A 19,297-nucleotide genomic window follows, 5' to 3' on the forward strand; every position below is an offset into this window, starting at 1 on the left:
CGACGGGAGAGGAGGCCCAAGAACCGCGCTTCTTGGGCCGGAGAGGGGCGCGCAGCCCCTCTCGGAAAAAACAGCTAGCAGCGCTGGAAAAGTCGCGAAGCGGACTTTTTCAGCAGCCTGCTAGCACACGGCTGCTTGCTGGTGAGAGCCGAGGAATCTGACCCTCACCGACGGCCAGGTACCTCGATCCAGGACGGATCCGTCCTAAGCGGCTTTCTGTCGCCTGCACGGCCGAATCGATCGCACTGTCGAGCGCTTCACCTTTCGCCCGAACTGACCTGATCAGCCGAGCAAGGCCTCGAGCTCGGCTAAGGCTTGGCCGGGGTCCGGGGCCGCGGTCAGGGGGCGGCCGATGACCAGCAGGTCGGCGCCGCGGTCGAGGGCTTGTCGCGGTCCCGCCACCCGCCGCTGGTCTCCGGCGTCGGTTCCCTGCCAACGAATGCCCGGGGTCACCAGCTCGAAGGGCGCAGGCAGGTGGCGGCGCAGGGTTTCGACTTCGAGGGCCGACGAAACCACCCCGGCGGCCCCCGCCTGCTGCGCCAGAACGGCCCAGCGCCGAGCCCTTTCGGAGCTGGTGCCGGGCAGATCGAGGGCTTCGAGGGACGGTTCGTCGAGGTGGGTCAGGACAGTGACCGCCAGCAGCCGGAGCTCAGGCCCGGCGGCCTGCTTCGCCTGTCGCATCATCTCGAAACCGCCGCCGGCGTGAATCGTCAGGTAGTGGACGCCGAGGTCGGAGGCCGCGGCCACGGCACCGGCGACGGTGTTCGGAATATCGTGCAGCTTGAGGTCGAGAAAGACTCGCCGACCGTGGGTCAGGGCGGTTTCGACCGCCGGCCGGCCCCAGCGCACGAAGGCCTCGAGCCCCACCTTGAGCACCCCCACCCGCGGACCGAACAGACGGCACCATTCTTCGAACCGGGACCAATCCGGCGTGTCGAGGGCGACGGCAATGGGTTCGAGGTTTCCGCTAGCTCTGGTCATCATCTCGCGCCACCGGCCGGCGACTCGCGGTGGCGGGCCCTGGCCTTCGTCGGCCCGGGACTTTACCATGGCCCCGGCACCATGAAATCGCGTCCCTCCGCTCCCCTGATTCCGCCCTGGCTCGACCTCCTGGCGCTGGGCTTCGTGCCCGGAGTCCTCGCCGGAACCCAGATCGCCGGACTGATCTTCTTCCTCAATCCGGAGCTCCCCTTCGGCCCGTCGTCGGTGAGCCGCGGCATCTTCCTCTATGGGGCGCTGATCGGGGTCGCCAGCCTGCTGGTGACGGTGCCGATCCTCTGGCGGCGGCGCCACCGGGCTCGTCGAGCGCTGCCCTGGGCGATCACCGGTGCGCTGGCTTTTTCGGCCGTGCTGAGCTGGGTCAACGCCTCCCAGTACGCCTTTTTCCTGCCGCCGGGGATCAACGTTCGGCTGATCAAGGCCGCGGCCCTGCTCTCCCTCTCCGCCTTGATCGCCTTCTACACCGCCCTGATTCACTCCTGGAAGAACCGCCCCTATGGCATTCGGAGCCGCCTCGGCTATGTGGTTCTGGCCTTGGCCTCGGTGTACTTCATCGTCGAACGACGAGAGGCCTTTCGTCCGAGCCCGCCGCCGACGCCGCGGCCCTCGGTGGTCGCCGACACCCTGCGGCCGCGATTGCTGGTGGTGGGACTCGACGGCGCCACCCTCGACGCCGTCCTGCCCTCCGCCGGCCAAGGCAAGCTACCCTTCTTCGAGCAAGCCCTGCGCGACGGCGCCTATGGCCGGCTGACCTCACTCACTCCCAACCAACGCCTGCCGCTGTGGTCGACGCTGGCGACGGGCAAGTACCCCTACCGCCACGGCCTGGTCTCGCCGTGGCTCTACGAAGCACCACAGATCGCGGCCGGAGCGCACATCGGCATCCTGCCGTCGGCGCTCGGCTTTCGCCACTGGGGCACCCTCGGTCAACCACGGCGGGCCGCTGACGGCCGCGACCGCCAGGTGCTGGCTCTGTGGGAGATCCTGCCGCGGCTGGGAATCTCGAGCGCCGTCATCGCTTGGCCCGCGAGCGCTCCGGTGAGTGAGGACGCCCAGCTCGTGCTGTCCGATCGCTTCTTCACCCACCCCCGCGAGGAAGAAGCGACGACCCGGCCACCGGAGCTGGCGGAACGGGGGCGGATCTTCCGGCTGCGCGAGGACGAGATCGACCCGGTCCTGGCGGCACGCTTCGGGCCGGTGGCTCAGGAGCGGGTGCTGAGCTCGCTGGCGAGCGACATCTGGCGAGAATCCCTCGGCGCCTTCGTCCTCGACGACGAACCGGCTCCCCAGGCCATGATCCTCACCCTCGACGGCTTGGCCGAGGTCTCGGAGCTGTTCTTCGGTGGCTATGCCGCCGCTCGGCTCGAAGGTCTGCAGGATCCCGCCTACGAAGAGGCTGCGCTTCAGTTGGAAAATTATTACAGCTACACGGACGAGGTGATCGCCAAACTGTGGGAGAAAATACCTTCTCCGAAAATTCTCGCGGTGATTTCGGCCTACGGTTCCGGCTCCCCATCGGGCTGGGGGCGAGCTTGGCGGGAGCTCGGCCGGGAGCCCCTGGTGGCGGGCAGCTTCAACGGCTCACCGGATGGCGTCCTGCTGCTCTATGGAGAGGGCATTCGCGGCGGTTCCTTGCTGACCGGCGCAGATCTGGTGGATGTCGTGCCGACGCTGATCTACGCCCTCGGCCTGCCGGTGGCCCGCGACCTCGATGGACAAGTCCTGACGGACGCCTTCGATCGCTCGTCTTTTCTGGCGCGCAACCCGTTGACCTTCGTCCCTTCCTACCAGACCTTGGTCGCTCCTTCGGGAAGCCTTCCTCGCTGACGTGAAAGACGAATCAAAGTCTTTAGAATCAAAACTTTATAATCTATCCGGCGGCCTTGCTGACCAGCTTCGGGCCAGCATCCTGCTTCTCGCCCGGATCCTTCTTCGGCGACCGCTCCATGGAACAGCGGCCTTCGAAGATGGCGCCCTCTTCGATGATCAGGGCTGGCGTGTCGAGATCAGCGTAGACCCGACCGCCCGGGGCAATATGAATTCGGGTCCGCGCCTTGACCGCCCCTCGCAGCACTCCGGAGACGAAAACCTGGTCGACTTCGGTCTTGCCATCGACTTCGCCAGAATCGCCGACCACCAGCGTGCCTCCGGAGCTCACCGTTCCGGTGACCTTGCCATCGACCCGGAAAGAAGCTTCGAAGCGCAGCTCACCGTCGATATGGCTGCCGCGATCGAGAAAGCCATTGAGATCGCTCGCAGAGCTGTCGTTCTTGAAGATCATTCGCCTTCTCCCTTCGAGATCAGCAGGTCATAGAGCCGCATCAGCTCCTCTTCCGTGTGGAAGTGAAGACGCAGCGTTCCCCCTTTGCCTCGCCGGTGAATCTCGACCCGGGTCTGCAGGCGCTGGGTAAGCGTCTCTTCGGCGGCGGCGGTGTGGACTTCCACCTCACGGCCCCGCTTCGCCTGGCGGGGGCTCGACGGCGATCGTACCAGCCGCTCGAGGTCGCGCGCCGTCAGTCCATCGGCGACCGCCCGCTGGGCCAGCCGCTGCTGCTCGTCCGCATCCTCGAGGCGCAGCAACGGACGGGCCTGGCCGGCGGAGAGGCTGCCGTCGCGCAGCAGGTCGGTGACGGCGTCCGGTAGGCGCAGCAGACGCAGGCTGTTGGTGATCGTGGTTCGAGCCTTGCCAACCCGCGAGGCCAGGGCTTCTTGCGAGAGCGAGAACTTGTCCTGCAAGGTGCGGTAGGCCTCGGCCTCTTCGACCGGGTTGAGGTCCGAGCGCTGAATGTTCTCCACCAGGGCGACTTCGAGAAGCTCTTGATCGCCGGAGATCTCCCGCACCACCGTCGGCACGACATCGAGGCCGGCGCGCTGCGCCGCGCGCCAGCGACGTTCGCCGGCGACGATGGTGTACTCGCCCTCCGCCCGGGCGGTGACGATGATCGGCTGAATCAGGCCTTGGGATCGGATCGACTCGGCGAGCTCTTCGAGACCGGACTCGTCGAACTGCGTGCGCGGCTGATGACGGTTGGGATGCAGCATCCCGACCGGGAGCTTACGGACTCCCGTTTCGGCCGGCGGAGCGCTTTGGATCAACGAGTCGAGACCACGCCCGAGACCTTTCTTGCGTGCCGCGCTCATGCCACCCGCCGGAGAAATTCTCGCGCCACGGCGAGGTAGGCCTCGGCGCCACGACAGCGGATGTCGTACTGGAAGATCGGCACACCGTGGCTTGGAGCCTCGGCCAGACGGATGTTGCGCGGCACCACGGAGTCGAAGACGGCCTGCGGAAAGTGACGTCGAATCTCGTCGGCGACGTCACGGGAAAGGTTGGTTCGATCGTCGTACATGGTGAGCAGGACTCCATCGATCTTGAGCCCGGGATTCAGTCCTCCACCGATCCGCTGCACCGTCGAGACCAGCTCGCTGACCCCTTCGAGGGCGAAGTACTCGCACTGTAGAGGCACCAAGACCTGGTCTGCTGCGGCGAGGGCGCTGACCGTGAGGTGACCAAGGGACGGCGGGCAGTCGAGGAAAACCATGTGGTACCGGTCCGCGATCGGAGCCAAAGCGTCCCTGAGACGGCCCTGCCAGCCTTCCTCGTCGACGAACTCGACCTCGACCCCCACCAAATCCCGGTCGGTCGGCACGAGGTCGAGATTCGGAAACCCCGAAGGACGAATCACGTCGGCCATCGACGCCTCGCCGGACAGAGCATGGTAAAGGTGCGGTGGCGTGGCGTCGGCGCCGAGACCGCGGGTGGCGTTGCCCTGAGGGTCGCAGTCGACCAGGAGGATCTTCTTCTCGAGTGCCCCGAGGGCCGCGCTGAGGTTGATCGCGGTGGTGGTCTTACCGACCCCGCCCTTCTGATTGGCGATAGCCAGAATCCTGCTCATCCCTTTGAAGATCTCCGTTCGCTGGTGGCGCTTCGACTTCGAGAACCCGCCGATGCTTACTACCCGGGATCGGCACCTGCCGTCGAACCCGAAACCCCACCGGCAGCTCGGGATCCTCGGCTCCGGCCCAGAACAAGAAACGTCCTTCGTCTCGCAGGCGGTGGGCCATGGCGGAGAGGGTTTTGGGGGGCAACCGCAGCGCCCGCACCGAATAGTAGGCCACCCTCTCCGGAACTCCCTCGGGCAGCGGGTCGCCGACTCTAGCATTGAGGCATTGACAGGGCAAAGCGGCCCGACGGGCGGCGGCCTGCAAGAATGCGCACTTTCGACCGCGGGCTTCGATCAGCGTCAAACGCAGGTCGGAGCGGACGCAGGCGAGCACGAAGCCGGGAAAACCGGCACCGCTGCCGACATCCACCAAGACACCCCCGGACGTGATCAGAGGCAAAGCGGCGAGCGCCTCGCCGTAGTGCCGGGCAAGGATTTCATGTCGGGTGCCGGGGCCGATCAAGGCCAGGCGCGGACTCCAGCGACGAAGCTCCTGATAGTGGCCATGGAGACGATCGAGAGCATCGTCCGACAGAGGGTCCGCCAGCAAGGTGTCGAGGCCCCGACGGATTTCCTGTCGACTGATCTCTGGAAGCTGGGTCATGTTTCACGTGAAACAACAAAGGCGAGATGTTTCACGTGAAACACCTCGCCCTGGAAGATTCGTCGCGCCCGGCTGGGCGGGCGCCTCATCGGGTCGACCTCAGGCCGGTCGGATCTTCACTTTCTTGTGGAACCCCGACCCTTCGCTGGCCGTCGAGACATCTTCGTCGTCGACCACGGCCAGGTGAACGACTCGACGGTCGCCCGGGCCCAGCGGGGGCGTACTGCGGGGCCGCCCCGACTCTCGGACCTCATCGGCCAGGCGCAACGCCATCGACCGGAGCTCGTCCTCGCGAGCGCTGTGGAAGTTGGCACAATCCACCCGCACCGCGGTCGTTTCTCCCGCCACGCCGCGAATCACCCGCGGCAGCAGGTGCTCGATCGACAGGAGGAGCTCGCCCTTCTCGGCCAGAAGAAGATCTTCATCGCGACCCGAGAGGTCGATCTCGAGCCGGTCTCGCTCCTGGAAGATGGCGATCTCGACCTCCAGACCCGCCACGTCCAGAATCGGGGTCAAGGCATGGTCAGCGGCCTTCGCCAGCCTTCCCGAGGCCTCTTCTCCTTCCTCGTCGGCGGCAGGGGGTTCGGGATCGGCTGGGGCGGCGCTCGCCTGCGACGTCGCAGGCTCCTCGGCGGCGGGCGGAGCCGCGGCCGGGGTTTCCTCGGCAACCGTCATCGGTTCTTCTGTCGCGGCCGCTTCGGCGGTAGCTTCCGGAGCCACCTCGACCGCGGCCGGCTCTTCTGGAGCGACCTCGGCTTCCGCCGGGACGACAGCTTCGGCGATCGGCTCCGCGGCCGGCGGAGCATCTGGCTCCGCAGCCGCGGCCTCCACTCCGCTTACGGGGTTGTCGCCGTCGACCACGATCACCACCCGCCGGCGTCCCTTGAGTTTGCCGCCCTTCTTCTCGACCTCTTCGAAGGCCAACTGATCCGCGTCGACGTCGAGTTGCGCCGCCGCGGCCAGGACCGCCTGCCGCAGGTTGTTACCGGAAAAGTACTGTTTCTGGCCCATAGTGACGAAACCTCATCCTTTCTTGGCGGCCTTGGCCTTGTCCGTTCCGCGCTCTTTGAACCAATTGTATGCCCCTTGCTGCGCGATCGTCAGCACGTTGTTGGTCAACCAGTAGAGGACCAGACCGCTGGGGAAATTGAGGAACAGGAAGGTCATGAACACCGGCATCAGCTGGAAGATTCGACGCTGCATGGGGTCGCCACCCATCGGCGTCATGCGCTGCTGAAGGAACTGCGTTCCTCCCATGATCAAGGGCAACGCATAGTAGGGGTCGGCCACCGAGAGATCCTTGATCCAGCCCAGCCAGGGCGCATTGCGCAACTCCACCGCCGCTCCGAGGAGGCGGTAGAAGGCGAACAACACCGGAAGCTGCAACAGCATCGGCAGACAACCGCCGGCCGGATTCACGCCCTCGCTCTTGTAGAGGGCCATGATCTCCTCGTTCATCTTGCGCTGGGCCTCCATGTTGGGGCGGCCCTGCTTGTCCTTCAGCTTGGGGCGATAGCGCGACCGGATCGCCTGCATCTTCGGCGACAGCTCCTGCATGCGACGCGCCGACTTGTAGCTCTTGTGGGTCAGCGGCGCCAACACGATCTTGATCGCCGTGGTCAGCAGAACGATCGACCAACCGTAGTTGGGCACCACGTTCTCGTAAATCCACATCAAGCCCGCGAACAGCAAGCGGGCGAAGAACCCGAAAATCCCCAAGGTGATGGTCTCGTCGAGACCGTAGGGCAGCTTGCTGAGGCGGCGAATATCCTTGGCGCCCCAGTAGTTCTCGAGCTCGATCCGATCCGAGGTCGGCTGCAGCAGGAGCGCGTAGTCGGTTTGCAGGTCCTTCTGTTCCTTGGTCAGCGCATCCTTCGGCGGTACCGCCTCGAAGCTCCATCGACCATCCGCACCGGGCAACACGAACAGCGGCTCGAAGACGACTCCGCGCAGCGGCGTCGCCGGCGACGGAATCGACGCGGTCAAGAAGTAGTGGTCCTCGAGACCCACCCAGGTCATGCCGGTGCCCGGCAGGACCTCCGGCTCGAAGCCCTTCTTGGCCTCCACCCGCTCCATGTCGCCGCCCAGGCGATAAACCCCGCCACGCTCCTGGCCGAAGCGATTGTCGAGCTCGTCGAGGGTCGGGTTGCGCAAGCCGGGACCAAGCCAGAGGTTCCAGTCCTGCGGCCGCTCGACCTCGATCTTGGTCTCGAGGAAACCGTCGCGGCGGAAGTGGAAGCTCTTCTCCGCCGCCCCGAGGGGGCCGCGATAGCGAAAGACGACCTGCCGCTCGCCCTCGCCGTCCAGGTCTTCGACCTCGAACAGAGCCCGGTTGAGCTCGAGCGGACTGGCGCTACCTCCGGCCACCAGCGCGAAGGGCTGGAGGCCACCCTGGCGGAAGCGCACCAGGTCGACGTCGTCCCCTTCGGCGGTGCGGTGGTTCTTGAGGCGGAACGACAGCAGCACGGCTCCGCGGTTGCTGAGCTCGGCTCGGAAGCGTTCCGTGTCGACCACCACGCGCTCCTCGGCGGTCGCGCCCAGGCGCGCCTCTTCCTCGGACTCGGTCGCCGCACCCTCCGCCACCTCCGGGACCTCGGACTCGTCCAGCGCCGCTTCCACCGGCAATGCCTCTTCGACCGCTGGCACGGGCTGGATCTCGTCGCCGGGAGGCCGCACGGGCTGAACCGGGAAGAAGTAATTCCAGGTAAGCAAAATCCCCAACGACAACACGAAGGCGAGTAACAGTCGCCGGATATCCAAGGCTCTTTCTGTCCTTTCTGAATCGTCTCGCGGCCACTCTGCCGAGAGCTACGGCGGCGCTGCGAGCGCCATTCCCGCAAATCACGGGGAGTCTCTCGGCTCCTTCGCATTGGAACCGCCAGGTGCTGCAGCTCGTCATGCTGGAAGGCTGGTCGGATTTCTGGCTACGGCAGGTCGATACCCCCGGGATGGAAGGGATTACAGCGCATTACCCGCGCCACGGTTCTCCAGCTTCCGCCCAAGAAGCCATGGTCGATGAAGGCCAGCCGAGCGTATTCCGAACAGGTCGGCGAAAACCGACAAGCCCTCGGCAGGAGCGGAGACAGCCATCGTTTGTAGGAGTCGAGGAAGAAGACCGTCACGCGGACGAGGGGGGAGGTTTTCGAATCACCCGACGCATCAGTCCCTGGAGCTCTCCCCGCAGGCGATGAAACTCCACCGGACCGACGCCCGCCTTGAGGTGAACCACCAGGTCCACCGCCGGAAGGCTGCTGCGCCGATGCCATCGCCGATAGATCTCCCGAATACGTCGCTTGATCCGCTGCCGTACAACCGCTTTGCCCACCTTGCGGCTGGCGGTGATGCCGAGCCTCGGGTGACCGAGGTCATTGGAAACCGCATAGAGAATCGCCTGGTCTCCGTGAAAGCGGCGACCTCGGCGGTAGCAGCGCAGAAAATCCGGCCGACGCTTCAGGCGCTCGGCGGCCGGCAACGCCTCGGCTGGCCGCACCCCGACCGGCCGCACCTCAGCCGGCCGCACCTCTCCCCGCTGGCCGCTCTTGGACAGGCTCAGGCGGAGAGACGCTTGCGGCCCTTGCGGCGCCGGTTCGAGATGATCGCTCGGCCGTTCCGGGTCCGCATGCGGAGCCGGAAACCATGGCGCCGCTTACGGCGCAGGTTGTTCGGTTGAAAAGTTCTCTTCACGGTTCCCTTCCTCTTCTCTTCTCGCCCGTCGGCGGTCTGCACCGTCGAACGGACGCTTTCAATTCAAAGCGGGCCGGCGTCGCTCCCGATGGGGTTCGATTCGGCCCGACGATCTCGCAGTCGACTTCGTCGGGGATGGCGGAGAGGGTGGGATTCGAACCCACGGACCGGTTGCCCGGTCAACGGTTTTCGAGACCGCCCCATTCGACCACTCTGGCACCTCTCCTCGGAAAAGCACCGACGAAGTTGGCGGAGAGGGTGGGATTCGAACCCACGGTAGGGGGTTACCCTACACACGCTTTCCAAGCGTGCTCCTTAAGCCACTCGGACACCTCTCCCCTGTCCTTCAAAGAACTAACGCCGCAACGCGGCAAAGAAGCTCTTGAGCTCCTTCGAGCATTCCTCTGCGAGGACTCCCGCGGTCACCTCCAGGCGATGATTGAGGCGCGGATCCCGCACCAGATCGCCCAAGCTTCCACACCAGCCCGCCTTGGGATCGGATGCCCCGAAGACCAGGCGGTCCAACCGAGCGTTGACCAGAGCACCAGCGCACATGGCGCAGGGCTCGAGGGTGACGAACAACTCGCAACCCACCAGGCGCCAACCCTCGATCTGCGACGCCGCCTGCCGAATCGCCAAAATCTCGGCGTGAGCCAATGGATCGCCGTCGGTCTCGCGCCGGTTGTGGGCCCGCGCCAAGACCTCGCCGTTCCTCACGATCACCGCGCCGACGGGGACTTCCCCGACTTGCGCTCCGCGGCGGGCCTCGGCCAGAGCTTCGGCCATCCAGCGGAGATCGTCGGTCATCATGTCGCTCGCACGAGACACACTTCCCCCGGCGATACGCAGGGCCGCCTATCATACACAGAGCCCCGCGAGCGGTAAACACCCATGTCCAACGGCTTCGCACCTTTACTTCGCCGGCGGCTGGCCTTACCATGAGGTTTCCGGCGCCGGCCGACGAAGGGTTCGGGTCCTGTGCATCGGCCAGCTCCGAACCTCGTCAGGCCCGGAAGGGAGCAGCGATAAGGGGACCCGGTCGAGTGCCGCAGATTCGCCGGAACCCTTCGTCGGCCGACGCCGACCCAACCACCGAAACCCCAAAGGCCCATGACCTATCAGGTCCTCGCTCGCAAGTGGCGCCCGCAACGGTTCTCTGAGCTCATCGGGCAAGGACCGATCGTCCAGGCGCTCCAGAACGGTCTAACCGACGGACGTATCGCCCAGGCCTATCTCTTTTCGGGGATTCGCGGCGTCGGCAAGACCACCGCGGCGCGCCTCCTCGCCAAGGCCCTCAACTGCGAGCAAGGCCCGACGGCGGAGCCCTGCAACGAGTGCTCCATCTGTCAGGAGATCACTTCCGGCGCCGACCTCGACGTCATCGAGGTCGATGCCGCCACCTACTCCAAGGTCGAGCAGGTGCGCGATCTCACCGAGAGCCTCAAGTACGCCCCGGCAAGGGATCGCTACAAGGTCGCCGTCCTCGACGAGATCCACCGCCTGTCCCGGCAAGCCTTCGACGCCCTCCTCAAGATCGTCGAAGAGCCGCCGGCCCACCTGGTCTTCGTCTTCGCCACCACCGAAGTCGACGCCGTGCCCGCGACCATCCTGTCGCGTTGTCAGGAGTACCGCTTCCGACGCGTACCCATCGGCGAGCTGGCGGATCACCTGGCCAATATCTGCCAAGCGGAAGAGATCACCGCCAGTCCGACGGCTCTCCGACTGATCGCCCGAGCCGGCGAAGGCAGCGTGCGCGATTCCGTCGCCCTGCTCGATCAAATGGCGACCTTCGGCTCGGGAGCGATCGACGACGACGAAGCGGCACGGCTGATCGGGGGCCTCGACTCACCGCTCCAGGAAGAGCTGCTGCGCGCCATCGCTCATGGCGACGGCAACCAGATCCGTCAGGCCGTGGAGCGCCTGGAAGAGGACGGCTGGGATCCGCGCCACGCCTTCGCCCAGTTCCTCGCCTTCTGTCGCGACGCGCTCCATTTGGCGATGAAGGGCAAGGTCGACCGCACCGCCGACGAGATCGAGCGCATCGGGAGCCTGGCCCAGGAAATCGGTTACGAGAACCTGCTACGCCTGATTCACCACCTGCTGGCGAGTGAGACCGTGCTGCGCCGCAGCGAGGTGCCCTTCCTGGCCCTCGAGATCGCCTGGCTGCGGGCCGCCGAGCTGCCCAAGCTGATGCTTCTCGAGGATCTCATCGCCGGCCGGCCGGTGGCCGAGACCGCGGCGCCGGCAGGAGCAGCGACCGCGACCGCCCCAACGCCAGCACGGCGTGAACCAACGCGGCGCGAGCCAACCCGCTCGAGAGAAAAGTCTCCTGAAAAGCCGTCCGCCACCAGAAAGGCACAGAGACCCCCTGCTCGACAGCCCGAGCCGCCTCCCGAACCGCCGCCGCCGCACGGCGACGAGGAAGCGCCGCCAGAGCTGAGCAGCGGACCGCCACCGGAGTCCTTGCCCGATCCGGCGGCCGCGGCCAGAGCACCGAAGGCCCCGCCAACGGCGCCATCGAAGGATGAGCCGGCGCCGGATCCGACACCTTCGTCGAGCGCCGGCAATCTGACGGCTTTGCTCGAAGCCGTCGGGGCGCGTCGTCAGCCGCTGGCGGCCCACCTCTCGGAAGCTCAGAAGCTGGCAGTGGAAGACGACGTTCTCGTCATCTACTCGCCACCTGGTGATCCCTTCCTCACCAAGACCCTCGAGCGACCGGGCAATCGCAAGATCCTGGAAGAATCCATCGCCGCCGCCTGGGGCGTAGCCATGCCGTGGAGGCTGGCCGAGGGCGACGCCGTCGAGACGCCGCCGGAAGAGGTGGCGAAAGCGACCGCCGAGGCCCAAGACGAGGTCGAAGCCAACCCCGCCGTCCAGATCGTCCTCGACCTGTTTCAAGGTAAAGTGGAAGAGGTCGAAGAGCTCGAGAATCGGCCCAGGGAGGAGTCATGAGCAGCATTCGGCAGTTGATGAAGCAGGCCCAGCAGATGCAGGAGAAGCTCCAGCGAGAGCTCGCCGAAACGGTGGTCGAGGCGAGCGTTGGAGGCGGTATGGTGACCGTCGAGATGAACGGTCACAAGCTCCTGGTGTCGGTGAAGATCGATGCTGAAGTGGTCGATCCCGAAGACGTCGGCATGCTCGAAGACCTGATCAAAGCCGCCGTCAACGAGGCCGCCCGCAAGGTCGACGAGACCATGCAGGGCAAGATGGGCTCGATGGCCGCCAGCCTGCCAGGAATTTTCTAGCCCTACCGTCTCACCAGACCTCCGCTGCAAGGCCGTATGTCCTCGAATCTGCTGCGTTATCCGTCGTCTCCGCTTCTCGCAGTACGGCGAGTACGGCAGCGGCGCTGCGCCGTCGGATGCCTTGCATTTTCAATCACCTACCGCCTTTCGCCTGAAGATCTGGTGAGAAGGTAGGGCCGGCCCACCTTGGCCAAGCCGGACCCGCTGGCTCGTCTGGTCAACGAGCTTTCCCGCCTGCCGAGCATCGGCTCGAAAACCGCCACCCGCATCGCCCATCACCTCCTTCGCGCCCCCGAAGGCGACGCGCGGGCCTTGGCCGCGGCGGTGGTCGACGTCAAGGAAAAGCTCTTCCACTGCTCCACCTGCCACGCCATCACCGCTGTCGATCCTTGCACCCGCTGCGCTGATCCGGGCCGCGACCGGCAGCGCCTCTGCGTCGTCGAAGAGCCTTTCAACATCGAGCCCATCGAGCGCACCGGAGAGTTCGCCGGTCACTACCATGTGCTGCTTGGAGCGCTGCGCCCCCATCGCGGCATCGGACCCGACCAGCTCACCATCGGCGATCTTCTCGAGCGGCTCGAGGGGGTGGAAGAGGTGATCCTGGCGACCAATCCCAACGTCGAAGGCGAAGCCACCGCCCTCTACCTCGCCCGCCTGCTCAAGGCGCGCGGCGTGCAGGTGACCCGCCTGGCCTTCGGCATGCCCGTCGGAGGCGACATCGAGTACACCGACCAGGTGACCCTCGCCCGCTCCCTGGCGGGCCGTCGCGAGCTTTGAGCCAGCTCCCCCCCGGCGATGCGCTGCCGGAGATCGTCACGCCGCCGCCGGGGCCGCGGGCCCGGCAGCTCTGTCGCCGGCTGGCGACCTACGAAGCTCCCGGCATCAATACCGTTGGGGCGGACGGTGAAACCATCCTGTGGGAAGAGGCGCGCGGCTCGAACGTTCTCGACGTCGACGGCAACCGTTATCTCGACTTGACCTCCGGCTTCGGCGTCGCCGCCGTCGGGCATCGCCATCCGAAGGTCGAACAAGCACTGCTGAACCAGAGCGGCAAGCTGATTCACGGCCTGGGCGACGTCCACGCCCACCGGCCGCGGGTTCGGCTGGCCGAAGCGCTGGCTCGCCGCGCTCCGGTTCATGGCGACGGCGAGGCCGCGGTCCATTTCGCGATCTCCGGCTCCGACGCCGTCGAGATCGGCCTCAAGACCGCCTACCTCGCCACCGGCCGACCCGGCATCATCGCCTTCGACCCGGCTTACCACGGCCTCACCCTGGGAGCTCTCGTCACCACCTCCCGAGCGGCCTTTCGCGAGCCCTTCACGCCCTACTTGCACTCCCACGTTCACCGCCTACCCTTCGCGGCGTCACCGGCCGAGATCGCCCGCTTGCTCGACCGGCGACCGGATATCGGCAGCCTGCTGTTCGAGCCCATCGCCGGCCGTGAGGGCATTCTGCTGCCGCCGACGGGCTGGATCGCCGAAGTGGTCGAGCTCTGCCGCCAGCGCGACGTGCTCACCATCGCCGACGAGATCTTCACCGGTTGCGGTCGCACCGGCCGCTGGTTCGCCGTCGAGCACGACGACGCGCGGCCGGACCTGCTGGTCTGCGGCAAAGCCCTCGGAGGCGGCTTGCCGATGGCGGCGGTGGTCGCTGATCGTGAGCTTCTGCGGGTTTGGTCGACGCCCGGCGAAGCCCTGCAGACGGCGACCTTCGTCGCTCACCCCCTGGCTTGCGCCGCCGCTCTCGCCAGTCTCGAGGTGATCGAGCAGGAAGACCTTCTGGGACGGGCCCGGGAGATCGCTGCCGCCATCGCTTCTCGCGAGGCGGAATGGCAGGCCCTCGGCGTCGTCGAGGTGCGCGGCCGCGGCGCCGTCTGGGGCGCCGAAGTCGAGAGCTCCGAGGTCGCCTACGGCTGGGCCGAACGGGCCCGGGCTCGCGGTTTGCTGGTGCTCGCCGGCGGCGCCAACGGCCGGGTGGTGCAGGTCACTCCACCGCTGGTGATCACCCCACGACAGCTCGCGACAGCCCTCGATCTGCTCACCGAAAGTCTCGCCAGGGCGCGCTAAGATCTCGCCATGGACGACTCCCAGCGCTTCAAGATCGCCTTCATCGGGAGTCACGGCGTCGGCAAGACCACCCTCTGTTATGGCCTCGCCGCCCGCCTCAAGGCGCGCGACCTTTCTCTCGAGGTGGTCCACGAAGTCGCTCGCCGCTGCCCCATGCCGATCAACGAGGAGACCTCGCTGGCTTCGGAAGCCTGGATTCTGCACACCCAGATCGCCGAAGAGATCGCCGCCGCCTACCGCTATCCGGTGGTGATCTGCGACCGCAGCGTGCTCGACAACTACGTCTACCTCGACCTCGCCGCCGGACGCCGCGAAGGTCTCGACCAACTGGTCGACTCCTGGATCTCGACCTACGAGCTGCTGGTTCACGTTCCGATCCTCGAAGAGCCCAGCCCGGACGGTATTCGATCCTCGGACCCCTCGTTCCAGCGCGCCATCGAGCAGCGCCTCGATCAGGTACTGGCCGAAGCCGATCTCCAGCCCCTACGGCTCGATCCGACGAACCGGGATGCCTGGCTCGATGACGTCGAGGCGGCAGTCGTCGAACGACTCCGGCCGCCGCAACTGCGCTTGCTGTAAGCTCGGCGGGGCGCCGTCACGCCGATGCTGTTTCGCAGGTCGTTCGATTGTTGACGAAGAGGAATATGGGGTCATCTTGAGCATCGACGAGCTCCTCAGCGACTGGGATCTGTTCTCCCACTTCACCGAGGCTCAGCGCAATCAGCTTGCGCCGTGCATTTCGCGCAGCGAGTTCGCTGCCGACTCGTCGATCGTCATTCAGGGAGATTCGAGCGCCGAGTCGTTCATCATCGAAAGCGGTACGGTGAACATTCAGCGGTCCACGCCCTACGGCGTGTTCTCCTTCGCCAAGCTCTACCCCGGAGACCTCTTCGGGGAGTCCGCCTTCGTCGATCAGCAGCCGCGTTCGAGCGACGCCATCACCACCACCGAAGCGAGTATCCTGATCCTCAATCCTTCAGCCCTCAACTGGCTGCTGGAAAGAGACCAACGCTTCAGCGTCGCCCTCTACTGGACCTTCTGGAAGAGCCTCTCGGGAAAACTGCGCGACACCAACGAGATCCTGACCCGCTTCTTCTCGGAGAGCGGCAAGCCCCCTTCCACCAACGATCCCCTGCGCGATCCTGCCGCCTCCGACTTTCGCCTCGACCTCGGCGACAAGCGCAAGGTGTTCGAAGAGCAGAAGCTCTCGAACCTCGAGATCAACTTCCTGGCGCCGCTCTCCAAGGAGATCAAGCTGGCCCCCGGTGAGCAGATCTTCCGTGAGGGCGAGCCCGGCGACATCGCCTACGTGGTGCTCGACGGACGGGTGATGATCAGCAAGTACATCCCCGGCGCCGGTGAAGAGGCCCTCGCCTTTCTCGAGCGCGGTGATTACTTCGGTGAAATGGCGCTGATCGACAAGATGCCGCGCTCCGCCGACGCCAAGGCCCATGCCGGTGGAGCCGTCATCCTGGCGATTCCGGCCGACGTCCTCGAGGGCATCCTCGACATCCAGAAGGTGTCCTCCCTGCGGCTGCTGCGAATTCTCTGCACCATGGTGGCGCAGCGTCTGCGGGAGCTCGACGACAAGATCGCCGGTTGGTTCGTCCTCGCCGGCGGCCGCACCGTCGACGACGAGGACTGACCCGGCCCGGCCCAGGGCGACCCTAAGCGGCCTTGCGCAGGGCCTTTTCGACCAGCGCCGACAGGGCCAGCCGGCGACGTGCGCTGTCATCGAACCAACCGGCTTCGACCGTCGACTCGGCAACTTCGACCCCACCTTCCAGGGCGCCTTCGAAGACCTCGACCGTCAGGGAGCGGTAGGTGATGCCGTGCCGAACCGTCCCCAAGCGGTCTCCGATGCGCCATTCGCCGCCATAACGGCGCTGCAGAATCCGCTTCGCCGCCGGCGCTGCGAAGGCCTTGCCCTCGATCTCGAACCAGGGTAGCTCCCAGGTGCCAGCCAACAGACCGTCGTCGTCCGAACGCCGAAACAGCAGCACCGCATCGCGCCGTCGGAAGACCACGGTTCCCCAGCGGATCTTCTCCGTCGCCCGTCGCTTGCGCACCGGCGGATAGTCCTCGGGCCGACCTTCCAGCCGCGCCGTGCAGCTTTCGCGGAAGGAGCACAGCAAACACTTCGGGTTGACCGGGGTACAGACCATCGCCCCGAGCTCCATCAACGCCTGGTTGCTGTCCCCGGGACGTTGCGGGTCGAGCAGATCGGCGGCCGCCGCGAGCAATGCCCGACGCGGCGCCGCCTTTTTGGGATCGCCTTCCAAGGCGAGCTTCCGGGCCAACACCCGCTCGACGTTTCCATCCATCACCGGTTCGACCACATCGAAGGCGATACTGGCGACCGCTGCAGCGGTGTAGGCACCGATCCCCGGCAGCTCGCGAAGCCCCGCGACGGTTTCGGGAAAAGCCCCCAGCTCGGCGATGCGGCAAGCTGCCGCGTGAAGCTGGCGCGCTCGACGGTAATAGCCCAAGCCGGACCACAGAGCCAGAACCTCGTCGATCTCGGCCGCCGCCAGCGCCTCGACCGACGGGAAGGTCGCGAGAAAGCGCTGGTAGTAAGGGATGACCGTCGCCACCTGGGTTTGCTGCAGCATGATCTCCGACACCCAGACGCGGTAGGGGTCCTGATTCTCACGCCAGGGCAAATCCCGACGGTGAGCGTCGAACCAGTCGAGCAGGCGCTGGGCTTCGTCCATGGCTTCGGCAGTCTACAAAGAGCGCCAGTTTACAAGCGCCCTGGGGGATCGAGCGCGCACGCCAAGAGATCATGGCCGAGCGCCACAATGGCGCACCGCGGCATGTTCCACATCGGAACAGTTTTGGAATTCAGATCGAGCTGGGAGACCGGCGGAGGGAGATGGGGGAGGTTCCGCTGGTTGGTAGGTCTTGAGGATTATCCCTGTAGTGAATAGGGGTTGTGGGTTAGATCGTTTGGAAGGGGAGACCCTGGTGGGTCTCTTCTTCTGGTTGGATGAAATTGGTGGGTGGAACCTCCCCGTTGGTTTCCTTTTCCATCTCTGCCCCACAAATAAGCAAAGCGGATGCCAACATCCTCAAGAGCGATACTTCAGGCTTTTTCAGACGACGGCACCATCCTTTCGCCTACCGGCCATGGGAGATTCCCCCAGACCAAGGAATTTTTACTCATCTCTTGCATTCAAAATGTCGGAATCTGCGATCCCGAGAGACGCTCCCGAAGATCCTCCAGAGACACCCTCCGGGGAGCCATTTCGAGTCTCCGGAGACCTTGTCAACGGCCTGCCTTGTGGTAATATCCGCCTCACGTCTTCGGGAAACCAAATTCGGGGTTCCCCCCCAAACAAACGCTTGACAAGTTTCCACAGATTGTGGAAATGGTGTGGAATTCATGACTCCATCGGTGTGGGCGCGACTCCGGAAACAGCTTGAGAAGCAGCTCGATCCCGATGAGTTCGCCACCTGGTTCCGGCCCCTCAAGGTCAGCTCCGAAAGCAACGACAAGCTCGTCCTCGTAGCCCCCAACGCCGGTTTTCTCCACACCCTCGAAGAGAGCTATCGCCCCGCCGTCGACCGCGCCATCGCCGGTCTCGATGGCTCGACCTTCGAAGTCCTCTTCTCCCTCGAAAATTCCAGTCAGGACCCGGACGAAACCGGCTCCTCGCGGGCCCGCGAGCAGTTCAACTCGAAGTACATCTTCGAGACCTTCGTCGTCGGCAACTCGAACCAGTTCGCCCACGCCGCCGCTCGCGCCGTCGCCGAGAGCCCGTCCCACTCCTACAACCCGCTGTTCCTCTATGGCGGCGTCGGCCTCGGCAAGACCCACTTGCTGCACGCCATCGCCCACGAGATTCTCGACAAGCGCCCCCAGTTGCGGGTCATGTACCTGGCCGCCGAGCAGTTCGTCAACGAGCTGATCAACTCGATCCGCTTCGACCGCATGCCGGCTTTTCGCGAGCGCTACCGCACCATCGACGTGCTGCTGATCGACGACATCCAGTTCCTGGCCAACAAAGAGCGCACCCAGGAAGAGTTTTTCCACACCTTCAACACGCTCTACACCAGCCAGAAGCAGATCATCCTGTCGTCGGACTCGTCGCCGCGCCAGATCCCGACCCTCGAAGAACGCCTGCGCAGCCGGTTCGAGTGGGGCCTGATCGCCGATATCCAGCCCCCGGACCTCGAGACCAAGATCGCCATCCTGCGGCGCAAGGCGGAAACCGAGGACATCGATCTGCCGGACGAGGTGGCGCACTTCATCGCCCACCAGGTGCGCAGCAACGTGCGCGAGCTCGAAGGTCTGCTCAATCGCGTCATCGCCTTCTCCATGTTGACCGCCAAGCCGATGTCCCTCGATCTCGCCCGCGAAACCCTCAAGGACATCCTGCCGGAAGACCGCCGACGCTCCGGCGGTGCCGACATCGTCAAGCTGGTGGCGCGCCACTACGGCCTCAAGGTCGGCGAGATCAAGAGCCGCAGCAACGCCCGCCAGATCGCCTTCCCGCGACAGGTCGCGATGTACCTCTGCAAGCAGCTCACCGAGCTCTCCTTCCCGGAGATCGGCAAGCTGTTCAACAACAAACATCACTCCACGGTGATGTACTCGGTCGAGAAGATCGACAAGAAGCGCACCGACGACGCCGACCTCGACCGCACCCTGGAATCGCTCGAAAACCAGCTGCGGTAAGTCCGCTTGCGGAAGACCGCCGGAAATCTCTGCGGACCGATCTGCGGAGGTTCTGCGGAAAGTCGCCGCCGGGC

20 protein-coding genes, 2 tRNA genes and 1 other RNA gene are annotated in these 19,297 nt (G+C 65.5%); 9 read left to right on the plus strand and 14 right to left on the minus strand.

Annotated features, from left to right (window positions below):
* Positions 1–282: 282 nt before the first annotated feature.
* Positions 283–984: an orotidine-5'-phosphate decarboxylase gene (pyrF, locus tag AAF604_11065; GenBank protein MEM7050194.1), complete on the minus strand. Its 702-nt coding sequence runs from the start codon at positions 982–984 to the stop codon at positions 283–285.
* 78 nt (positions 985–1,062) lie between these two features.
* Between pyrF and AAF604_11070 the strand changes: the two genes are divergently transcribed.
* Complete coding sequence (locus AAF604_11070; GenBank protein MEM7050195.1) at positions 1,063–2,826, plus strand: alkaline phosphatase family protein; 1,764 nt, start codon at positions 1,063–1,065, stop codon at positions 2,824–2,826.
* 43 nt (positions 2,827–2,869) lie between these two features.
* On the opposite strand, the gene AAF604_11075 is transcribed toward AAF604_11070, so the two are convergent.
* The 12 genes from AAF604_11075 to tadA form a co-directional block, all read right to left on the minus strand.
* The gene (locus tag AAF604_11075) at positions 2,870–3,280 is read right to left on the minus strand and encodes a polymer-forming cytoskeletal protein (GenBank protein MEM7050196.1); all 411 of its coding nucleotides are present in this window, start codon (positions 3,278–3,280) and stop codon (positions 2,870–2,872) included.
* Complete coding sequence (locus tag AAF604_11080; protein ID MEM7050197.1) at positions 3,277–4,140, minus strand: ParB/RepB/Spo0J family partition protein; 864 nt, start codon at positions 4,138–4,140, stop codon at positions 3,277–3,279. Before AAF604_11080 ends, AAF604_11075 begins: the two co-directional genes overlap by 4 nt.
* Positions 4,137–4,895 (minus strand): ParA family protein, encoded by a 759-nt coding sequence (locus tag AAF604_11085; GenBank protein MEM7050198.1) that lies wholly within the window; start codon positions 4,893–4,895, stop codon positions 4,137–4,139. The genes AAF604_11080 and AAF604_11085 overlap by 4 nt, the downstream gene beginning before the upstream one ends.
* On the minus strand, positions 4,849–5,547 hold the full coding sequence (locus tag AAF604_11090; protein ID MEM7050199.1) for an RsmG family class I SAM-dependent methyltransferase: 699 nt from the start codon (positions 5,545–5,547) through the stop codon (positions 4,849–4,851). Before AAF604_11090 ends, AAF604_11085 begins: the two co-directional genes overlap by 47 nt.
* Positions 5,548–5,646: 99 nt before the next feature.
* The gene (locus AAF604_11095) at positions 5,647–6,558 is read right to left on the minus strand and encodes a R3H domain-containing nucleic acid-binding protein (GenBank protein MEM7050200.1); all 912 of its coding nucleotides are present in this window, start codon (positions 6,556–6,558) and stop codon (positions 5,647–5,649) included.
* Between the two features lie 12 nt (positions 6,559–6,570).
* Positions 6,571–8,307: a membrane protein insertase YidC gene (yidC, locus tag AAF604_11100; GenBank protein ID MEM7050201.1), complete on the minus strand. Its 1,737-nt coding sequence runs from the start codon at positions 8,305–8,307 to the stop codon at positions 6,571–6,573.
* A gap of 164 nt (positions 8,308–8,471) precedes the next feature.
* Positions 8,472–8,669, minus strand: a complete 198-nt coding sequence (gene yidD, locus AAF604_11105; GenBank protein MEM7050202.1) for a membrane protein insertion efficiency factor YidD — start codon at positions 8,667–8,669, stop codon at positions 8,472–8,474.
* On the minus strand, positions 8,666–9,067 hold the full coding sequence (rnpA, locus tag AAF604_11110; GenBank protein MEM7050203.1) for a ribonuclease P protein component: 402 nt from the start codon (positions 9,065–9,067) through the stop codon (positions 8,666–8,668). The genes yidD and rnpA overlap by 4 nt, the downstream gene beginning before the upstream one ends.
* 29 nt (positions 9,068–9,096) lie before the next feature.
* Complete coding sequence (gene rpmH, locus AAF604_11115) at positions 9,097–9,231, minus strand: 50S ribosomal protein L34 (protein MEM7050204.1); 135 nt, start codon at positions 9,229–9,231, stop codon at positions 9,097–9,099.
* A gap of 136 nt (positions 9,232–9,367) precedes the next feature.
* Positions 9,368–9,457: transfer RNA gene (locus AAF604_11120), tRNA-Ser, on the minus strand.
* A gap of 21 nt (positions 9,458–9,478) precedes the next feature.
* A tRNA-Ser gene (locus AAF604_11125) sits at positions 9,479–9,569 on the minus strand.
* Positions 9,570–9,585: 16 nt separating this feature from the next.
* Positions 9,586–10,041, minus strand: coding sequence for a tRNA adenosine(34) deaminase TadA (gene tadA / locus AAF604_11130; protein MEM7050205.1), 456 nt, complete (start codon positions 10,039–10,041; stop codon positions 9,586–9,588).
* Positions 10,042–10,198: 157 nt separating this feature from the next.
* Between tadA and ffs the strand changes: the two genes are divergently transcribed.
* The 7 genes from ffs to AAF604_11165 all read left to right on the plus strand — a co-directional run bounded on the left by ffs (position 10,199) and on the right by AAF604_11165 (position 16,187).
* An RNA gene (gene ffs / locus AAF604_11135) (signal recognition particle sRNA small type) lies at positions 10,199–10,298 on the plus strand.
* 43 nt (positions 10,299–10,341) lie between these two features.
* Complete coding sequence (gene dnaX, locus AAF604_11140; GenBank protein ID MEM7050206.1) at positions 10,342–12,183, plus strand: DNA polymerase III subunit gamma/tau; 1,842 nt, start codon at positions 10,342–10,344, stop codon at positions 12,181–12,183.
* Entirely contained in the window at positions 12,180–12,476 is a 297-nt protein-coding gene (locus AAF604_11145) for a YbaB/EbfC family nucleoid-associated protein (GenBank protein ID MEM7050207.1), read from the plus strand. The genes dnaX and AAF604_11145 overlap by 4 nt, the downstream gene beginning before the upstream one ends.
* Positions 12,477–12,662: 186 nt before the next feature.
* Complete coding sequence (recR, locus tag AAF604_11150; GenBank protein MEM7050208.1) at positions 12,663–13,253, plus strand: recombination mediator RecR; 591 nt, start codon at positions 12,663–12,665, stop codon at positions 13,251–13,253.
* Positions 13,250–14,542 (plus strand): aminotransferase class III-fold pyridoxal phosphate-dependent enzyme, encoded by a 1,293-nt coding sequence (locus AAF604_11155; protein ID MEM7050209.1) that lies wholly within the window; start codon positions 13,250–13,252, stop codon positions 14,540–14,542. Before recR ends, AAF604_11155 begins: the two co-directional genes overlap by 4 nt.
* Before the next feature lie 9 nt (positions 14,543–14,551).
* Complete coding sequence (locus AAF604_11160) at positions 14,552–15,121, plus strand: ATP-binding protein (protein ID MEM7050210.1); 570 nt, start codon at positions 14,552–14,554, stop codon at positions 15,119–15,121.
* Positions 15,122–15,197: 76 nt separating this feature from the next.
* The gene (locus tag AAF604_11165) at positions 15,198–16,187 is read left to right on the plus strand and encodes a cyclic nucleotide-binding domain-containing protein (GenBank protein ID MEM7050211.1); all 990 of its coding nucleotides are present in this window, start codon (positions 15,198–15,200) and stop codon (positions 16,185–16,187) included.
* A gap of 22 nt (positions 16,188–16,209) precedes the next feature.
* Here AAF604_11165 and mutY read toward each other — a convergent pair whose 3' ends face one another.
* Entirely contained in the window at positions 16,210–17,256 is a 1,047-nt protein-coding gene (gene mutY / locus AAF604_11170; protein MEM7050212.1) for an A/G-specific adenine glycosylase, read from the minus strand.
* A gap of 671 nt (positions 17,257–17,927) precedes the next feature.
* On the opposite strand from mutY, the gene dnaA reads away from it, so the two are divergent.
* Complete coding sequence (dnaA, locus tag AAF604_11175; protein ID MEM7050213.1) at positions 17,928–19,223, plus strand: chromosomal replication initiator protein DnaA; 1,296 nt, start codon at positions 17,928–17,930, stop codon at positions 19,221–19,223.
* Positions 19,224–19,297 lie beyond the last annotated feature (74 nt).

The sequence above is a fragment of the Acidobacteriota bacterium genome (genome assembly GCA_039028635.1).
In the GTDB taxonomy this organism is placed as follows: Bacteria; Acidobacteriota; Thermoanaerobaculia; order Multivoradales; family JBCCEF01; genus JBCCEF01.